18 protein-coding genes are annotated in these 16,018 nt (G+C 54.5%); 4 read left to right on the top strand and 14 right to left on the bottom strand.

The genetic code is table 11. The features are described 5' to 3' along the window. Positions 1–32: 32 nt before the first annotated feature. The 6 genes from R3I13_RS19440 to R3I13_RS19415 form a co-directional block, all read right to left on the bottom strand. Entirely contained in the window at positions 33–1,496 is a 1,464-nt protein-coding gene (locus R3I13_RS19440) for a Gfo/Idh/MocA family oxidoreductase (protein WP_346319629.1), read from the bottom strand. Positions 1,497–1,927: 431 nt separating this feature from the next. Further along, positions 1,928–2,635, bottom strand: coding sequence for a dipeptidase PepE (gene pepE / locus R3I13_RS19435; protein ID WP_346319628.1), 708 nt, complete (start codon positions 2,633–2,635; stop codon positions 1,928–1,930). 126 nt (positions 2,636–2,761) lie between these two features. Continuing rightward, on the bottom strand, positions 2,762–3,232 hold the full coding sequence (locus tag R3I13_RS19430) for a hypothetical protein (protein ID WP_346319627.1): 471 nt from the start codon (positions 3,230–3,232) through the stop codon (positions 2,762–2,764). A 17-nt stretch (positions 3,233–3,249) separates the two neighbouring features. Next, positions 3,250–3,819: a hypothetical protein gene (locus R3I13_RS19425; protein WP_346319626.1), complete on the bottom strand. Its 570-nt coding sequence runs from the start codon at positions 3,817–3,819 to the stop codon at positions 3,250–3,252. A 296-nt stretch (positions 3,820–4,115) separates the two neighbouring features. After that, complete coding sequence (locus R3I13_RS19420) at positions 4,116–5,999, bottom strand: histidine kinase (protein ID WP_346319625.1); 1,884 nt, start codon at positions 5,997–5,999, stop codon at positions 4,116–4,118. A gap of 15 nt (positions 6,000–6,014) precedes the next feature. Then, complete coding sequence (locus tag R3I13_RS19415; protein WP_346319624.1) at positions 6,015–6,770, bottom strand: LytTR family DNA-binding domain-containing protein; 756 nt, start codon at positions 6,768–6,770, stop codon at positions 6,015–6,017. Between the two features lie 89 nt (positions 6,771–6,859). On the opposite strand from R3I13_RS19415, the gene map reads away from it, so the two are divergent. The 3 genes from map to R3I13_RS19400 all read left to right on the top strand — a co-directional run bounded on the left by map (position 6,860) and on the right by R3I13_RS19400 (position 9,790). Beyond that, a complete protein-coding gene (gene map, locus R3I13_RS19410; protein WP_346319623.1) occupies positions 6,860–7,624 on the top strand; it encodes a type I methionyl aminopeptidase in 765 nt (254 codons plus the stop codon). A gap of 108 nt (positions 7,625–7,732) precedes the next feature. Continuing rightward, positions 7,733–8,911 (top strand): DUF5009 domain-containing protein, encoded by a 1,179-nt coding sequence (locus R3I13_RS19405; protein ID WP_346319622.1) that lies wholly within the window; start codon positions 7,733–7,735, stop codon positions 8,909–8,911. 9 nt (positions 8,912–8,920) lie between these two features. Then, positions 8,921–9,790, top strand: coding sequence for an aldose 1-epimerase family protein (locus tag R3I13_RS19400; protein ID WP_346319621.1), 870 nt, complete (start codon positions 8,921–8,923; stop codon positions 9,788–9,790). 270 nt (positions 9,791–10,060) lie between these two features. On the opposite strand, the gene R3I13_RS19395 is transcribed toward R3I13_RS19400, so the two are convergent. From R3I13_RS19395 to R3I13_RS19375, 5 genes are read right to left on the bottom strand one after another with little or no spacing between them, the layout of a single operon-like run. Continuing rightward, positions 10,061–10,768: a DNA alkylation repair protein gene (locus tag R3I13_RS19395; protein ID WP_346319620.1), complete on the bottom strand. Its 708-nt coding sequence runs from the start codon at positions 10,766–10,768 to the stop codon at positions 10,061–10,063. A 29-nt stretch (positions 10,769–10,797) separates the two neighbouring features. After that, positions 10,798–11,670, bottom strand: a complete 873-nt coding sequence (locus R3I13_RS19390; RefSeq protein WP_346319619.1) for a pirin family protein — start codon at positions 11,668–11,670, stop codon at positions 10,798–10,800. Positions 11,671–11,711: 41 nt separating this feature from the next. Beyond that, complete coding sequence (locus R3I13_RS19385) at positions 11,712–11,957, bottom strand: (4Fe-4S)-binding protein (RefSeq protein ID WP_346319618.1); 246 nt, start codon at positions 11,955–11,957, stop codon at positions 11,712–11,714. Positions 11,958–11,972: 15 nt separating this feature from the next. Beyond that, the gene (locus R3I13_RS19380; RefSeq protein WP_346319617.1) at positions 11,973–12,338 is read right to left on the bottom strand and encodes a hypothetical protein; all 366 of its coding nucleotides are present in this window, start codon (positions 12,336–12,338) and stop codon (positions 11,973–11,975) included. A 19-nt stretch (positions 12,339–12,357) separates the two neighbouring features. After that, entirely contained in the window at positions 12,358–12,657 is a 300-nt protein-coding gene (locus tag R3I13_RS19375) for a GNAT family N-acetyltransferase (RefSeq protein WP_346319616.1), read from the bottom strand. Between the two features lie 150 nt (positions 12,658–12,807). Here R3I13_RS19375 and bioA point away from each other — a divergent pair, with 150 nt between their 5' ends. Beyond that, positions 12,808–14,094 (top strand): adenosylmethionine--8-amino-7-oxononanoate transaminase, encoded by a 1,287-nt coding sequence (gene bioA / locus R3I13_RS19370; protein WP_346319615.1) that lies wholly within the window; start codon positions 12,808–12,810, stop codon positions 14,092–14,094. A gap of 244 nt (positions 14,095–14,338) precedes the next feature. On the opposite strand, the gene R3I13_RS19365 is transcribed toward bioA, so the two are convergent. The 3 genes from R3I13_RS19365 to R3I13_RS19355 all read right to left on the bottom strand — a co-directional run bounded on the left by R3I13_RS19365 (position 14,339) and on the right by R3I13_RS19355 (position 15,971). Then, positions 14,339–14,833 carry a DUF2911 domain-containing protein gene (locus tag R3I13_RS19365; RefSeq protein ID WP_346319614.1) on the bottom strand — a complete coding sequence of 165 codons (495 nt, stop codon included), beginning with the start codon at positions 14,831–14,833 and terminating at the stop codon, positions 14,339–14,341. A gap of 74 nt (positions 14,834–14,907) precedes the next feature. After that, the gene (locus tag R3I13_RS19360; protein ID WP_346319613.1) at positions 14,908–15,456 is read right to left on the bottom strand and encodes an SRPBCC family protein; all 549 of its coding nucleotides are present in this window, start codon (positions 15,454–15,456) and stop codon (positions 14,908–14,910) included. Positions 15,457–15,536: 80 nt separating this feature from the next. After that, on the bottom strand, positions 15,537–15,971 hold the full coding sequence (locus R3I13_RS19355; RefSeq protein ID WP_346319612.1) for an SRPBCC family protein: 435 nt from the start codon (positions 15,969–15,971) through the stop codon (positions 15,537–15,539). Positions 15,972–16,018: the final 47 nt, after the last annotated feature.

The raw sequence follows: 16,018 nt of genomic DNA, 5'->3' as shown, positions 1-16,018 counted from the left end.
AAATGGGACGCCCTCTTTCCTTGTATAAAACGCTATTGTACGCTCAGTTGTTTAGACTCGGTTTTCTTTTCCACGCCAATTACGCCGGTGTTGCCGCCGCCTTTCAGCGTCAGTTCCACGGGTGCATTGGTTTTCCAGGCGCCGCGGGTAAAGTCCGGGATATCGACGCTGGAAGAACGTTTGGAGATGGATTTTTCGCTCAGCGGAACGATACAGCTCCATGCTGCGCCGTCGTACACGTCCTGGTCCAGCGGGAGGCCGTTGCGCAGGCAGTCTATCAGGCGCCAGTCCATCATAAAGTCCATACCGCCGTGGCCGCCCACCTGCTTGGCCAGCTCGCCTATCTTCCGGATGATCTCGGGCGTGTATTCATCGTATAATTTCTTCAGTTCTTCCGGTTTGATCCATCCGTGGCCGAATGCGATGCGCTCGGGGCTTGGGTATTTGGAAGCAATGCCTTTGGTACCGCTCACGAGGTGGATGCGGGAATAAGGGCGCGGCGTGGTAACATCGTGCTGTATCATGAGGGTCTTGCCCTTGGCGGTGCGGATGGTGGTAGTGTTCATATTGCCGCGGTAGTTCTTACCCACGAATTCGTTGTAGAACGGATCTGAAGCGGCTTTTTCCTTTGCCATGTCTCCCATCATGAAATCATTGCTGGCCATGGATACGAGGTAATCCATCTTATCACCGCGGTTGATGTTCATGCATTGCGCGATGGGGCCGAGGCCGTGCGTGGGATAGAGGTTGGCATTGTGCGCTGCATTCTGGCGGAGCCTCCACATGTCCTGGTAACCTTTCTTTGAGAAATTCAGGTCGCGCAGGTCGTGGATGTACGCGCCTTCGGCATGTACCAGCTCGCCGAACATGCCCTGGCGGGCCATGTTGAGGGTAAGCAGCTCAAAGAAATCGTAGCAGCAGTTTTCCAGCATCATGCAATGCTTTTTGGTGCGCTCCGATGTTTCCACCAGCTTCCAGCAATCTTCCAGCGTAAGTGCAATGGGCACTTCAGAGGCGGCGTGGCAGCCATGTTCCATGGCATAGAGGGCCATGGGCGTATGCAGGTGCCAGGGCGTGGTGATATACACCAGGTCCAGCTTTTCTTTATCGATCATTTCCTTCCAGCCGTTTTCACCGGAATACTCTTTAGCGGCAGGGCGGCCCGATTTCACTACGGTGGCGTTGGATTTCGAAGCGCGTTCAGGAAGAAGGTCGCAGAGGGCAACGATCTCCACCCCGTCTATGAACGACATGCGCTGCACGGCGCCCGGCCCGCGCATACCCTGGCCGATGAAGCCGATCCGCACTTTGTCGATCTTAGGGGCGGCATAACCGCTCATGTTGAAACGCTGCTGCTTATTGGATTGTTCCAATGCTGCTTTAAGCTCGCGGTCGCTGGGCGCCGTGGGGCCGGTGGCAAAGGAAGGGAGGCCCATTGCAAGGGCTCCGGAGCCTACCGCCAGCTGGCGGAGGAAATTGCGTCGAGTAGCACTCATAATTTGTTGGTTGAGTTGTGGATTATGAAGTGGTTAAAATAGTAAAGTTTTAGGCTTTATCCATCATTTTTTGATGAACGCACGGATTCAGGTACAAAATTGCTAAATCAGGCTGGACGGGCATCTGCGCAAACGGTTGCGCAAATTTTACGGCTGTAAAAATCCCGTCATTGCGAGGAGCAGCAAGGGATTCCGTGCAGCAGAAAACGCGACGAAGCAATCTCCTTCNGCATCTGCGCAAACGGTTGCGCAAATTTTACGGCTGTAAAAATCCCGTCATTGCGAGGAGCAGCAAGGGATTCCGTGCAGCAGAAAACGCGACGAAGCAATCTCCTTCATGTATTGGAGTATGTCAAATTCAATGAAAGAGATTGCTTCGTCGCCCCTCCCGCATTAGCTCCGCTGCTCTCGCAATGACGATCTTTCGCTGCTCAGGAAAATACCAGCTTCTCCCCTGCCGCCAGTTCGTAAGGATCTTCGCCCGGTAAAAAAATGCGCGCGCTGTGCGCGCCCTCCAGCGTGATGTTTTCCCCATCCGCCGCTATCCAGTTGCCTTCGCGGAGACCTACTACCGGCGTGCTGTTTTGCGTATGAAATTCTTTGATCCGGGTTTCCCTCGTTTCGCCCATATGTTCCAGGCCGGGCACGGGGTCCAGGTAATGGGGATTGAGGTTAAAGGGAACGAGGCCCATGGTTTTGAAGCTGGCGGGGTAAACGATGGGCATGTCGTTGGTGGTTTGCATGCTCACCCCGCCGATGTTGCTGCCTGCGCTGCAGCCGAGATAAGGTTTGCCAGCATTCACGGCTGCGGCGAGCGCATCCATCAGCCCCAGGTCGTGCAATTGTTTTACCAGCAGGAACGTGTTGCCGCCGCCGGTAAAAAACGCCTCCGCCGTGCGGATGCCCTGCAACGGCTCATCGAAAGTATGCAGCCCTCTCACGCGGATGCCTTTCTGCTCGAACACGCCGGCAGCACGGCGGGTGTAATCATCATGACTGAGGCCGCCGGGGCGGGCATAGGGGATGAACACCACTTCGCCGGCTCCCGCGAAAAGCTTTGCTATTACAGGCTCCAGGTATTCCAGGTATTGTCCGCCATACAGTGTGGATGTACTGGCCAGTATGATCTTCTTTTGCATTGACCAAAAATAAAGAAACTCTCCTTTTAAGGGGAGAGTTTCTGATCCACATGTTACACCTGGTTTTTTGAATGGCAGGGTTGATAAACATGGTTCCGTGGGGTTACGCTATATGAGGTAGCAACACTAAATAAACAATTCATCGCTTCCTTTGCCCGCCGCCAGCACGGCCTTTTCGAAGCGGGCAAAAAGAAGAGGTACAGGGATTTCGGACCTGCTTTCAAGCCGTTGGTGGATGGCCTGCTCGGCAAGCAGCGACACCTTGAATACCGGGGCGCCTACCACCAGCACCGCCTGTTCCAGCGGATGATACCAGCGGTATTGCAAAGGCCATTCCCGGAACCGTTCGGAGGCTACTTTAAAAAGATAAGCTCCTGCATGAACAGCCAGCCATTGCTTCCTGTCGCGCTGCAATGCGCTGTTCCGGGCTTCAGCCAGCACCACATCCAGTATATCGAGGCTGTCCTGTTTACCATCCAGCCTGCATCCAAATCTTTCTTCATAGAAGGCAACGAACGCTTCCGCCTGCCGGTTTACCAGGAGGGTTTGCTCGATGAAAGGCCGTTGTGTCTGCCGGAAAAAGCGGGATAGGTGCATGCCTTCCGTTTGAATGATCAATTTAACATGCTTAACAGCTCTCCTTTTTGGTTATAGATCAGCGTAAAATCCGTCCCGCCGTTCTTCGGCTCTACATATACTGTGATCTTTAACCCGTCTTCAGGATCGTTGATGCGGCTGGGCATGGAGATAGCTACGGTGCTAACTACCATGTCCGTCATCTTCTTTTCTTTCTCCACCTTTTCGATGGAAGCTTTTACCAGGTCAGGGATCTTTTTCAGGTCCTGCACCTGCTGCAGCGTGAACATAAAGTCTTTGGGTTTGGCTTCTCCCTCTATTTCCAGGGTCACCTCGGCCTTGTCTTGCCAGATGCCTTTCTGTTTCATTTTCTCCATCAGTTTGTTGGAATTAACGTCTCCTCCTGTAGCCACGGTGCTGGTGCCGATGCCATCGTGGTAGCTCATGTTGATGCTGGTGTAGCCTGCATTTTCCCCGAATTTGTCTTTCAGTTCGCTGACGAGGGATGCGAGGTCTTCAGCATTGTCGAAGGCGCGGCCGCCGCCGCCGAAATACTGGCAGGATGCCAGGAGCAGTGCTGCAAATGCTGCAACGCAAAGTTTTTTCATGTTTACGGTTTTTAAAGGTTGTTCTCCGGGAGCGTATTCAATTGCGGCACAAACATAACGGGAATGCGGACGGGGAAAGGGCGGGAATACAAAAGCGCCCGGGGTTGTTTTAAATCCGGGCGCTTTTGATACAAATCCGCTGGGCGACAAACGCCGTCATTGCGAGGAGCAACAGGGAATTCTGTGCAGCAGGAAGCGCGACGAAGCAATCTCCCTCCTGATATTAACGTACTTCAATTTAGTGAGGGAGATTGCTTCGTCGCCCCTCCCGCTTTGGCGCTGCTGCTTCTCGTATTTTATTGATTATCGCGGCGGAAAGGGATGTCCAGCTCCACGCGGATACCTTCGCCGTTTTCAGCCTTTTTATCGATGATGCGCAGGCTGGCCGGGCGTTTGGTCTGTTTGCTCAGCATGCTCAGCCTTTCCTGGGTGATAACGGTGGAAAGGGATGTTTTTTCTTCCTGCTTTTCGGGCTGAAGGCCGCGGCCATTGTCTTCGATCACGCAATGCAGCACATGCGGGCCTCTTTTGATGCGGATAGTGATCACGCCTTTCCGCTCCAGCCGGCGCATGCCGTGCAGGATGGCGTTTTCCACGAAAGGCTGCAGCAGCATGGGCGGTATCAGCAGCCCGTCTTCTTCGTATTGTTCGTATACGTCAAGGTTGTATTCGAAGGAACCCTCAAAGCGCATGAGCTGCAGGCTGAGGTAGCTTTCGAGGGCGGTCACTTCATCTTTCAGCGGCACAAAGCTCTCGCGCGCGTTTTCGAGGCTGATGCGCACCAGCTTGGCGAATTTGTTGAGGTAACGGATGGATTTTTCCCGCTCGTCGTTCCGGATAAAGCTTTGCAGCACGCTGAGGGTATTGAAGATGAAATGCGGCTCCATCTGGCTGCGCAGCAAACGCTGCCGCAGCGAGGTTTCCCGGAGCTGCTGCTCCAGCTGGCGCCTGCGGTACAACAGGAACCCGATGGCCGCGATCAATACCAGGCCCAGCACCATGCTGGCGATGATCACCCGTTGCTGCTGCCTGATCTGCCGGTTCACCTTGTTCTCAAAAGCAAGCCGTTCTATCTCTTCGTCTTTCGCCTTCACTGCGTACTGCGTTTCCAGTTCCCGCGCCTGCACCACAATGGAAGAGTCTACTTCTGTCCTGTACGATTCGTAAGCGGAATCCATGAAAGCATATGCATCACGGTGCAATCCGCGCGCTGCCTGGTTCTGTGCCCTTTTGCGCCAGATCATCGTGATGATCTCCTGGTTACCGGCTTCTTTCGCCATCGTATAAGCGGTATCGAGATAAGCGGCGGCTTCGTTGTAACGCTCCAGCAGGTAATAGGTATCGGCCAGGCTGAACATCGACTGCCCGTCTACGCTGCCCAGTTCTTTATTCAGCGCGAGCGCCTTCAGCTGGTAAGGCAGGCCCTCGGCCATTTTACCCTGCTTGCCCAGCAGGATGCCGAGGTTCTCATATTTCACCGCGTCGAAATATGGGTGGGAAAACAGCGTATCGTTTTCCATGGCTTTAAAGAAGCTGACCGCGGAGTCTACCTGCGCCTGGTCTGTATAGTATTTGGCGATGTTGTTGGCGAAAACGATCTTCAGCTTGGGTTGCTGTGTACGTTCAAATCCTTCAAAAAGATATTTGCGGATAGCCTCGTAATCGCCTATTTCCATGTATATCTCGGACAGGCGGAGGCAGATGAGAGGCAGGCCGTTCGTATCGGCTTTCTGGGCGAGGTAATACGCTTCCCGGGCATAATGAAGGGCGCTGTCGTAGCGCTTCTGCTCCTTCAGCAGGTCTGCCAGCTGTATCTTGGCCGCGATAACGTGCCTGCCGGTGCTGTCCTTTTCCCTGGCCAGCTGCATAGATTCGTTGAGGAAGGTCCTGGCGCTGTCGTACTTTTCTTCCATGATGAACTGTACGCCCTTAAACCGCAGGTAAGAGCAGGTAAGCCCGACGTGATTCAGCTTTTGAACCGTGGGATACAGGCTGTCCAGCAAACGGCCTGCTTCCCCCGGGCGGCGGTCATGGAAGAAAGGATTGATGTCCGACTTCATATAAGCCAGGATGGAATCGGCGCTGCCAGGGTTCCTGGCGGCCTGCCGCTGCTTGCAGGCGGCGATGGCAAGGGGCAGCAACAGGACAAAGTATTTTAGCAGGGATGCATGGAGGCGCATAACGTGTTGTATTTTTTACCGGTTCCCGGTGAGATATTCCACTACATAGTCTTTCCGGCGGGTAGACACCGGGATTTCCGCGTTGTTGCGGAGGATGAGGTACCCGTCTTTATGATACCGGTCAATAAAGCGGTGGTTCACAAGGTATGACTGGTGGGGCCTGATGAACCAGGTTTCCGGCAGCAGCTCTTCATATTCCTTGATGGATTTGGAGACCACGATCTTGCGGCCGTCTGCCAGGAAAAACGTCGTGTAGCCGGCATCGCTCTGGCAGTAGATGATCTCTTCAAAGGCCACCACCTGCAAATACTGCTGCGAGCGCAGCACGATGCGGTTCTGCAGGCCGCCCTGCTTCAGCTGCTGTTGCGCCAGTGAGAGCTGTTCGGGAGCGGCGGGCCTGCTGTTGGTTACCCGGACCAGCGCCTGTTGCAGCTCTTCTTCGTCTACCGGCTTCAGGAGGTAATCCAGCGCGCCGAATTTGATGGCTTTGATGGCATAATCCTGGTGGGCGGTAATGAAGATCACTTTGCAGCCTGCGGCGGCGGGTTCGCGCAGGATGTCGAAGCCGGTGCCGTCTCCCAGGGAAATATCCAGCAGGAGGAGGTCCGGTTCGGTAGCGGGAATGATGGTACGGGCTTCCTGCACGCTGCCGCAGGTACCGGTGACAATAAAGCCGGGCTGCTGCTGTACAAGTGTTTGAAGGTCTTTCCGGATGGCGGGTTCATCGTCAATGATCACCACCCTCGTTACGGGAGATGGTCCGTTTTTCATACCGCTAAAGTATCGCTTTTTAGTTAACAGTACCAGCGGGAAAGCCCCTTAAAATTCGTAACTTGCCGGGATCAATAATACTAACGGACATGTCAATATCATCACAGGCGGAAATGCTGGGCATGCAGAAGGCCAGCGAAGCGGTGGCCCTCACCCTCAAAAGGATGCGGGAATATGCCAAACCCGGCATGAGCACGGCCGAGCTGGATGAATTCGGGCGGGCGGTGCTGGCCGCATTCGGCGCGCGTTCAGCACCCAAACTGACATATGGATTCCCGGGCTGGACCTGTATCAGCGTAAACCACGAGATCGCCCACGGCATTCCCACTCAAAAGACCATCCTGCAGGAAGGCGACCTGGTGAATGTGGACGTGAGCGCGGAACTGGAAGGCTTCTGGGCAGACAATGGCGGGTCTTTCGTGCTGGGCGAGGATCTGCACCAGCATCAAAAACTGGTGAATGCCTCGCGCGACATCCTGCGCATCGCCATTGCCAACATCCGCGACGGGGTAAAGATAGCCCAGGTAGGCGGCATCATTGAAGCCGAGGCCCGCAAGCGCGGTTACCGGGTGATCAAAAACCTGACCGGGCACGGCATCGGGCGCAACCTGCACGAAGAGCCGCATTCTATTGCCAATTATTACGACAAATACAACCGGACCAAATTCAGGAAGAACTCCGTGATCGCCGTGGAGACCTTCATTTCCACCAAAGCGAGCTGGGCGTATGAGAACGGCGACGGCTGGACGCTCACTGCCCGCGATGGCAGCTATGTAGCCCAGCATGAGCATACGATCGTGGTAACGGACGGGCTGCCGGTGATCCTGACCGGGGAGAACGGTATCTGGAATTAAGTCCCTCACAACTTCTTCATAGGCGCTCCGGGCAGTACCCGGGGCGCTTTTATTTTTAGCCGGGGTCTTTCCAAATATTTTATATATTGATAATAAATCCCTGACTATATGAATCCAACGCAACGCATTGCCTCTATCGACATTACCCGGGCGCTTACCATGTTGCTGATGATATTCGTGAATGACCTCTGGAGCCTTCAAAACATCCCCGCCTGGCTGGAACATACCGCTGCGGAAGAAGATGGCATGGGCCTCGCGGACGCCGTATTTCCCGCGTTCCTGTTCATCGTAGGCATGAGCATTCCCTATGCTGTCAGCAACCGCATCAAAAAAGGCGATAATACCCTGCAGCTGCTGCGCCATGTAACAGAGCGTTCCATTGCGTTGCTGGTGATGGGCCTGTTCCTCGTGAACGGGGAATACCTGGACCAGGCTGCCACGGGCATGACCCGGGGCGTATGGAACATCATCTGCTGTACCTGTTTCATTTTTATCTGGAACCAATACCCCGGCAAATGGCCGAAGAGTGCGCAGTATATCATAAAAGGCGTGGGCATCGCCGTGCTGCTGCTTATGGCCTGGATCTGCCGCGGCGGCGACGATGCGCAGCGCTTCTCCACTTACTGGTGGGGCATACTGGGATTGATCGGCTGGGCTTATTTTGCGAGCGCGCTTATTTATGTGCTGGGAAAGGGAAAATTTTCAGCGGTGTTCATTGGCTGGATCGTGTTCAGCGGGCTGAGTATGGCCACACACGCACAGCTGCTGCCGCGCGGTACTTTCCTCTCCACCCTGCTGGGCCCGCTGGATAACGGCGCCATGCCTTCGCTGGTAATGGGCGGCACCCTGGTGTCCCTGATCTTCAGGAGTTATATGGCTGCCGGCAAATGGACATCCGTAATCCCTTTATTATTGGGTATTGCCGTGGTATTGGCCACTGCGGGGCTGCTCACACGGCCCATCTGGGAAATTTCCAAGATACGCGCCACGCCCAGCTGGGTGCTGATCTGCAGCGCGCTCACCATCGGTCTGTTCGTTATTACCTACTGGCTCGGCGACCTTCAGCAAAAAGCCCACTGGTTCAAAATTATTAAACCGGCGGGTACAGATACCCTGCTTTGTTACCTCATTCCTTATTTCGCTTACGCTATCCTCACCATGACAGGCGTTTTCGCCATGGAAGCGCTCTCCGGCTGGGTAGGCATTCTCAAGTCATTGTTATTCGCCATTCTCATGATCCAGGTGGCAGGTTTACTCAATAAAGCAGGTATCCGCCTGAAACTGTAACTTTGCCGCATGATGGAAATTGCTAACGAATATATCCGAGTGCAGGTGAGCGCCCAGGGTGCAGAACTGCAAAGCATCGTACGGAAAGACAACCAGCTGGAATACCTCTGGAGCGGCGATCCCGCTTACTGGGGCAAAAAAAGCCCTATCCTGTTCCCCATTGTAGGCGGGCTGAAAGACAATACCTACCGCCACAAAGGCCAGGCATACCAGCTGCCCCGCCACGGTTTCGCGCGCGAAATGATGTTTAACGTGAACGAACACACGCCGTCTGCCATCACCTTCAGTTTGTCTGACGACGACAGCACACTTGCAAAATATCCCTTCCCCTTTACCCTCGCCGTGCGTTACGCCATCCAGGACGCCACGCTGAGCGTAAGGTATACCGTGCAAAACACCGGCGACGAACCGATGTATTTCTCCATCGGCGCGCATCCCGCGTTTAAAGTCCCGCTGGTGGAGGGTACCGCTTTTGAAGACTATTCCCTTCACTTCAACCGCCCCGAAACGGCGGGCATATGGCCCTTATCCGCCGCGGGGCTCATCGAAACGGCGCCTGTTCCCTACCTGGATGATGCTGTTGAGCTTCCCCTGCGGAAATCAATGTTCTACAAAGACGCGCTCGTGTTCAAGCATCTTGCATCAGACATTATTTCCATCCGCAGTGCTGAAACGCCGCACGGGCTGGAAGTGAGCTTCCCGGGATTCCCCTACATGGGCATCTGGAGCGCGAAAGACGCTGATTTTGTATGTATCGAGCCATGGTGCGGCATTGCCGATCATGTAACTGCCAGCGGCGAACTGGGGGAGAAGGAAGGCATCCAGGTGCTGGCGCCCGAAGGCATTTTCAAAAGAGAGTGGTCCGCGATCTTTTTCTGAGGTTAATATTTTCCAAATTTCGTTTATGCATATGGGTTTGACGAAGAAAGTCCGTCATTGCGAAGGTCATTGAAGAACAACTCGTCATTGCGGGAGAAATCCGTCATTGCGAGGAGCGAAAAGGGATTCCCTGCAGCAGGAGGGGCGACGAAGCAATCTCTTCCGCGGCTTGGAGTACGCCAATTCGACGCGAGAGATTGCTTCGTCGCCCCTCCCGCCTGGCTCTGCTGCTTCTCGCAATGACGAGTTGTTCTAAAATATACCTGGCCATCAGCATTTCAGCGTTTTCTTCTTTTTAGGCCCTCCCGGCCGGTTGCGCGATGCGTTGATATATTCTTCCGCGCCAGGCACTTTACAGGCAGTATTACCCATCAACACGGTCACCGGTCCTATCCTGCGCGCGGCTTCCATAGCTTCATCATGGAGCGCATCTACGTAAGTGCCCAGGTGGATCAGGAAGTTGTTCATCGTGTAGCGCACGCGGTTGGGCGCTTTGTGAATTTCCTTTTCCGCTCTTTTGAGCAGCTTCCGCAACTGCGGGATATCCAGCTCCCCGTCGGGTTTCAGGGAGGTGAGGCCGCTGATGGTGTTCCAGCCGCTGGTGGCCACGGATTCGTCTTTGTCGTCTATCCATTCCAGGCCCAGCTTCCAGGCGTCGGGGTGCTCTGCTGTTACCCAGGCTACGGTGCATTCGCTGATGCCCTGTGAATTGGCTTTCTGCGCCCACTTGCGCAGCTGCGCGGGCGTCATCTGCGCGCCGTCTGCCGCAAGGCCGGCCAGGTACTGCGCGTCGTAACCGCCGGTATCATAAAGCTGGAGGGCCAGCTGCTGGTCTTTTTTGATCTTTTTCAGGATCACCTTGAGGTCGGATACTTTGGCGCCGAAAACGGGTTCTTTCGCGCCGTGGTTCATCAGCGTACGCTTCGTACTCTCGCTGCCGGCGGAGGAGATGGCTTTGAGCGTTTCCTGCAGGGTCATGGTAGGGAGATTTGTACGGAAATTACGGTTTAATCTTCAATCAGGATACCCATTTTCCCGATCTGGTAATCACGCATGGCCTGCAACACTTCCGTTTCGGTGTTCATCACGAAAGGCCCGTTGGCGGCGATCTTTTCGTTCAGCGGCCTGCCGGAGGCGATGAACAGCCGGGTGTCTTCTTCCGCGGTAAACCCGATCCCCTCCCCGTCTTCACGGAACACCACGCAGTGAAAACCGGTGTACACGCTGGCGCCTTCCACTTTCAGCTCACCGTCTAACAGGTAAATAAAAGCATGATGATCTTCAGGAATGGGCAGGTACATGCTGCCGCCTTTTTTGCATTCGGCGGTGAAGGTATTAACAGGAGTAATGGCAGGTATGGGGCCTTTCACGCCGTTCAATTCCCCCGCCACCACACGCACTTTCACGAGGCCGTCCGCGCTCATCACCACCGGCGTATCCGCCGCATGCAGCGGGAAATAGGAAGGCTGGTCCATTTTATGGCCGGAAGGGGAATTCACCCAGATCTGTATCAATTCCTGTACGCCGCCGGTATCGTGTATATCCGCCGGCGGCCTTTCGCTGTGCACGATGCCCATGCCGGCATGCATCCACTGGGTGCCGCCTGCGCGCACCACGCTGTTGTTCCCCCGGCTGTCGCGATGATGAACGCCGCCTTCGAAAATGAAAGTAACCGGCGAAAAGCCCCTGTGCGGATGCGGGCCTACTCCGGCATGGCGCAGGGGGATATCATCGGGCACCTGCACCCGGATATGGTGCAGCAGCAGGAACGGGTCTATGCGGTCTGCATGGATGGAAGGGAACGGCTGCCGGAGGGGCGTGCCGTCCATATCTTTCTGGTCTGCGTAAAGCACTTCTTTTACGCTGCGGTATTTGTTCATGGGATCGTCTCCGGCTTGTACGGGATCATGGAAGGCGGGGATTATTCCTCCTGCGCTTCCGGCCCGGGTTTATCGGCATTCATATAAAAACTCAGCGCGCCGGAAGGGCATTGTTTCACCTGGGCGATGATGGCTTCCGTGGTCGCGTTCTCGACTTTTATCCAGGGGCGTTCTTTCGGCTGGAATACCATGGGCAGCCCCCTGGCACAGATGCCCGTATGGCGGCAGATACGCGGCTGCCACACCACGGTCACTTCACCGTTGGTATATTCTATTTTCGCTTCCATATCAGTTTGATTTTTTTACAGCAGGCTGCGCTTAAAGCCTTTGAACTCCTCGCGGAGCTCGATAAAGAGCCGGTCGAAGGTATCCATATCGTCCTGCAGCTTGTTATGTAACATGTGCAGCTGCGCATTGTCGCTGGTGTCTTCAGACATCATTTTGTCTCCCTTTATTACCTGTTGCAGCAGGTCGTTCACCACTTCCTTCTTGCGGATGAGCGAATTCTGGAAATGCTCCACTTTCGCGGCCTGGTCGTTGTTCAGGCGCTGTGCAGCCAGTTCCGTCAGCTCTTCCGTGAGGGACTTGATCTCTTTTTCATTCAATAACAGGTCTTTCTTCCATTCCTGGTGCAGGCGATGGAGCTGGTCGTAGTTTTCTACAGGCATAAAATAAAAACTGGATTAATTAAACATTGATACCATGCGCCAGGAGTTTTTTCCATTCCGGGTGCTTTCGGATATAGGTGGCCACGTAAGGGCAAAGCGGCACAAGTTTAAGACGGCGCTCTTCCAGGATGTACAGCACTCTTTCCACGAGGGCGGAGGCGATCCCTTTGCCTTCCAGCGCCGGGGGAACTTCTGTATGGGTCAGGAAGATCTTGTTCCCGCCGAACATGTATTCCACCTTCGCCAGATGCCCGTCTACCTTCGCCTCGAACTGGCGGGCATTCACATTATCAATAACTTCCAACAGCTTCGTTTCCATGATGTCCTTTTAGGGGGTATGACCAAATCTTGTGCCGTAACAATAAAACACAAAGTTACGTAAATGGTTCCGTCCGGAAATCATTAGCATATTCATGTATGTTTTGAATTCCTCATTTCTGTTGTACGCGCAATGGATTATTTTTGCCGGATGCAAAAAAGTTTAAGCGAGCGCGACCAGGCGGTGATCTGGCACCCTTATACGCAGATGCGGACGGCCCCGGCGCCTGTGGGCATCGTGCGGGGCGAAGGCGCCCTGCTGTACGACGAGCGGGGCAACAGTTACCTGGACGCTACGTCCAGCTGGTGGGTGAACATTCACGGCCATGCGCATCCGTATATCACGGAAAAGCTGGCGGAACAGGCGGCCCGGCTGCATCATTCCATCTTCGCGGGGTATACGCACGAACCAGCGGTGGCCCTCGCGGAAAAACTGCTGCCCGTGCTGCCCGGCAGGCAGGCGCGCGTGTTTTATTCGGATAACGGGTCTACCGCCGTGGAAGTGGCCCTTAAAATGACGATCCAGTACTGGCAGAACAAAGGCATTGCCCGCAAGAAAATACTCGCATTCAGGAACGCCTATCACGGGGACACGTTCGGCGCCATGAGCGTCAGCGCCCGCAGTGTGTTCACCCGCGCTTTCGACGATTACCTGTTCGAGGTCGTGTTTATTGACACGCCCGGCGAAGAAAATATAGAAACCCTCCTGGCGGAGGTCTCCAGCCTGGCGCCGGAAGTGGCCGCATTCATCTTTGAGCCGCTGGTGCAGGGCGCAGGCGGTATGCTCATGCATTCACCTGAGCTGCTGGACAGGCTGCTGGCCCTTTGCAGGGAAAGGGGCATCTTGCTGATCGCCGATGAGATCATGACCGGGTTCGGCAGAACAGGCACCAATTTCGCGATGGAACAGGTGAAAACCGCGCCGGATATGATCACCCTGTCTAAAGGGCTCACAGGCGGCACCATGGCGATGGGCATCACTACCTGCACACAGGAGATCTACGAAGCCTTTTTGAGTGATGATAAGCTGAAAACCCTCTTCCACGGCCATTCTTTCACTGCCAACCCGCTCACCTGCGCCGTAGCGCTGGCCAGCCTCGAGCTGTTCCTGCAACCGGAATGCCGCGCCAACCGCGAGCGGATCAACACGCTGCACCGGCAGTTTGCCGTAGAACTGGCCTACCACGGGGATGTGGACAATATCCGCACCCTGGGTACCATCCTGGCTTTTGAAGTGAGCACCGGCGAAGAGGACGGCTATACGAACAACCTGGCCGGCTTCCTTTCCCGCTTCTTCACGGAACGGCGCATCATGCTGCGGCCGCTGGGCAATACGCTGTACATCCTGCCCCCCTATTGCATATCGGATGAACAGCTGGCCGCCGTCTACCAGTCCATCCTGGATATGCTGGAGGAATATGGGAAGCAATGGCGGTAAATCCCGTATGAATGAAGGAACGCTTTTACCGGCTGGGATGATCTCATATAAATTTTTATTTAATGAATTTTACTACGGTTCCCCTACGGTATCCCTACTAAAGCCCTACTAAAACCCTACTAAAGCTATACTGAAGCAACGCCTTTACCCTCTTGTCCCATCATTCCATATAAAAAACCGGTCCGGCAGCAATTAAATGCTGCCGGACCGGCGAATGATCTTTTTTGCGTATTCTTTCGGGATCCTAGATCTTGATGGGCACTACGGCTTTGGCATCGTCCCACTCGAACACCAGTGAGCCTTTGGGCAGGCTGAAGGTCAGTTTTTCCACGGTGGAAGCTGTTTTCTGGCGGGGAACCTTTACCTGGAGCACATCTTTATCCTTATTTTTCTCGTAATCATAAGCGCCGGGCTGGCCGGTTACGCTGTTCAGGATAAAGGTGAAGTCTTTTTCCTCGGGAATGATAAAGAGAGCGTAAGTGCCGGCTTTAACGGGCTTGCCGCCGAAAGTAGCGTCTTTCTTGAAAGTGATGTCTGTGGATTTGTTGGCACCGGCACGCCATACTTTTCCGTATTTCTCAAGTTCACCGAAAATCACGCGGCCTCTCTTAGACGGCTGGCCGTAAGCAATTTCAACGTTGTCGCCGGTGGCGGTTACGCGCGGGCTCTTTGGAGGATCCTGCGCCAGCACGGTGGAGGCGGTAAGCAGGAAGGCAAGGCCGAATAACATACTTTTCATAAAATAGGATTTGATTTGAATGAAATGGAAATTTACGCCGTTCACTTCACAATTACCATACCATTCAAATAAAATCACTTCCTTTCACACATACTCCTCAACCGGTTCAGGCCCTCCTCCATGGAGGAACCATAAAGGCGGTCCATCAGGAAACCGCGCAGCTTCCACCAGGGCGCGAGCCCCACTTTGGCTTCCAGGCGCCATAAAATGGCCGTGCCATTGCCATCGGTAGTGGGTTTCAGCTCGATATACCCTTTTACAGGTTTCATAGAAGGATCGGTCATGTTGAATTCGATGCCTTTGGCAGGATCGGCCGCTACCACTTCTACCCTCCCGGAAGCCGCGCTGCCGGCGGTATTGCTCCAGGTATACCAGGCGCCCAGGCCCGCGGAGGGGTCTGAATATTGAAGGAGGATATTGCTGCGGCCATTGTAAGCGGGGTTCCAGGGGTTCCATTGGGCCCAGGTCTGCAGATCGCTGATCTCGGCGTATACCTTATCCAGCGGGGCGTTGATGGAGCCCGAGCGCTCCATGCGGGCGGTGGAAGGGAAAGCCAGGGATAATAAAAAGACCAGCACGCCTAATACGGCCACTGCGGCCAGGAACATCTTTAAGAATCTCATAATTGTACGAATGCGGGCCAAAGCCCAATAAAAAAGGGCTTTCCAGCCCTTTTTTATAACAAAATTACCGGTTGCGGGTTTTATACTTCACTCAATCGTTTCAGGTTGCTAAGGCCTTTTTCAAAGTCGCTGCCCACCCATTTGTCCATCAGCTTGCCCATCAGTTTGCGAACCGGGTTGTGGCCCATATCCGCTTCCATGCCCCAGGTAACGAGCGTGTCCGTTCCGGCAGGCCTGAACCTGAAATAGCCTTTTGCCGGGCCCCGTTGCAGGAAGTTCATTTCATTGGCAATATACTCATTCATCCGCGATTCCGTGATCTTCAAACTGCCTTTGCCAATGTTGCGGCTTTTCCAGGACCAGGCGGCTCCCGGGCCGGTGTCTTCAGGCGAATATTCCTGTTTCATCTGTGGGTCCGCCCCATGCCACGGGCTCCATTTGGGCCAGTTGCGGAGCGTGTTCACGAAGCTGAATATCCTGCCTGCGGGGGCGCGGATGAGTAAGGATCGTTCCACTCTTACGCGGGAGGGCAAATACGTAGCAAATACAAATAATCCCAACA

Origin of the sequence: Chitinophaga sp. YIM B06452 (assembly GCF_039655965.1) — a bacterium.
Taxonomy (GTDB): Bacteria; Bacteroidota; Bacteroidia; order Chitinophagales; family Chitinophagaceae; genus Chitinophaga.
This window is presented reverse-complemented; position numbering and strand designations above follow the sequence as displayed.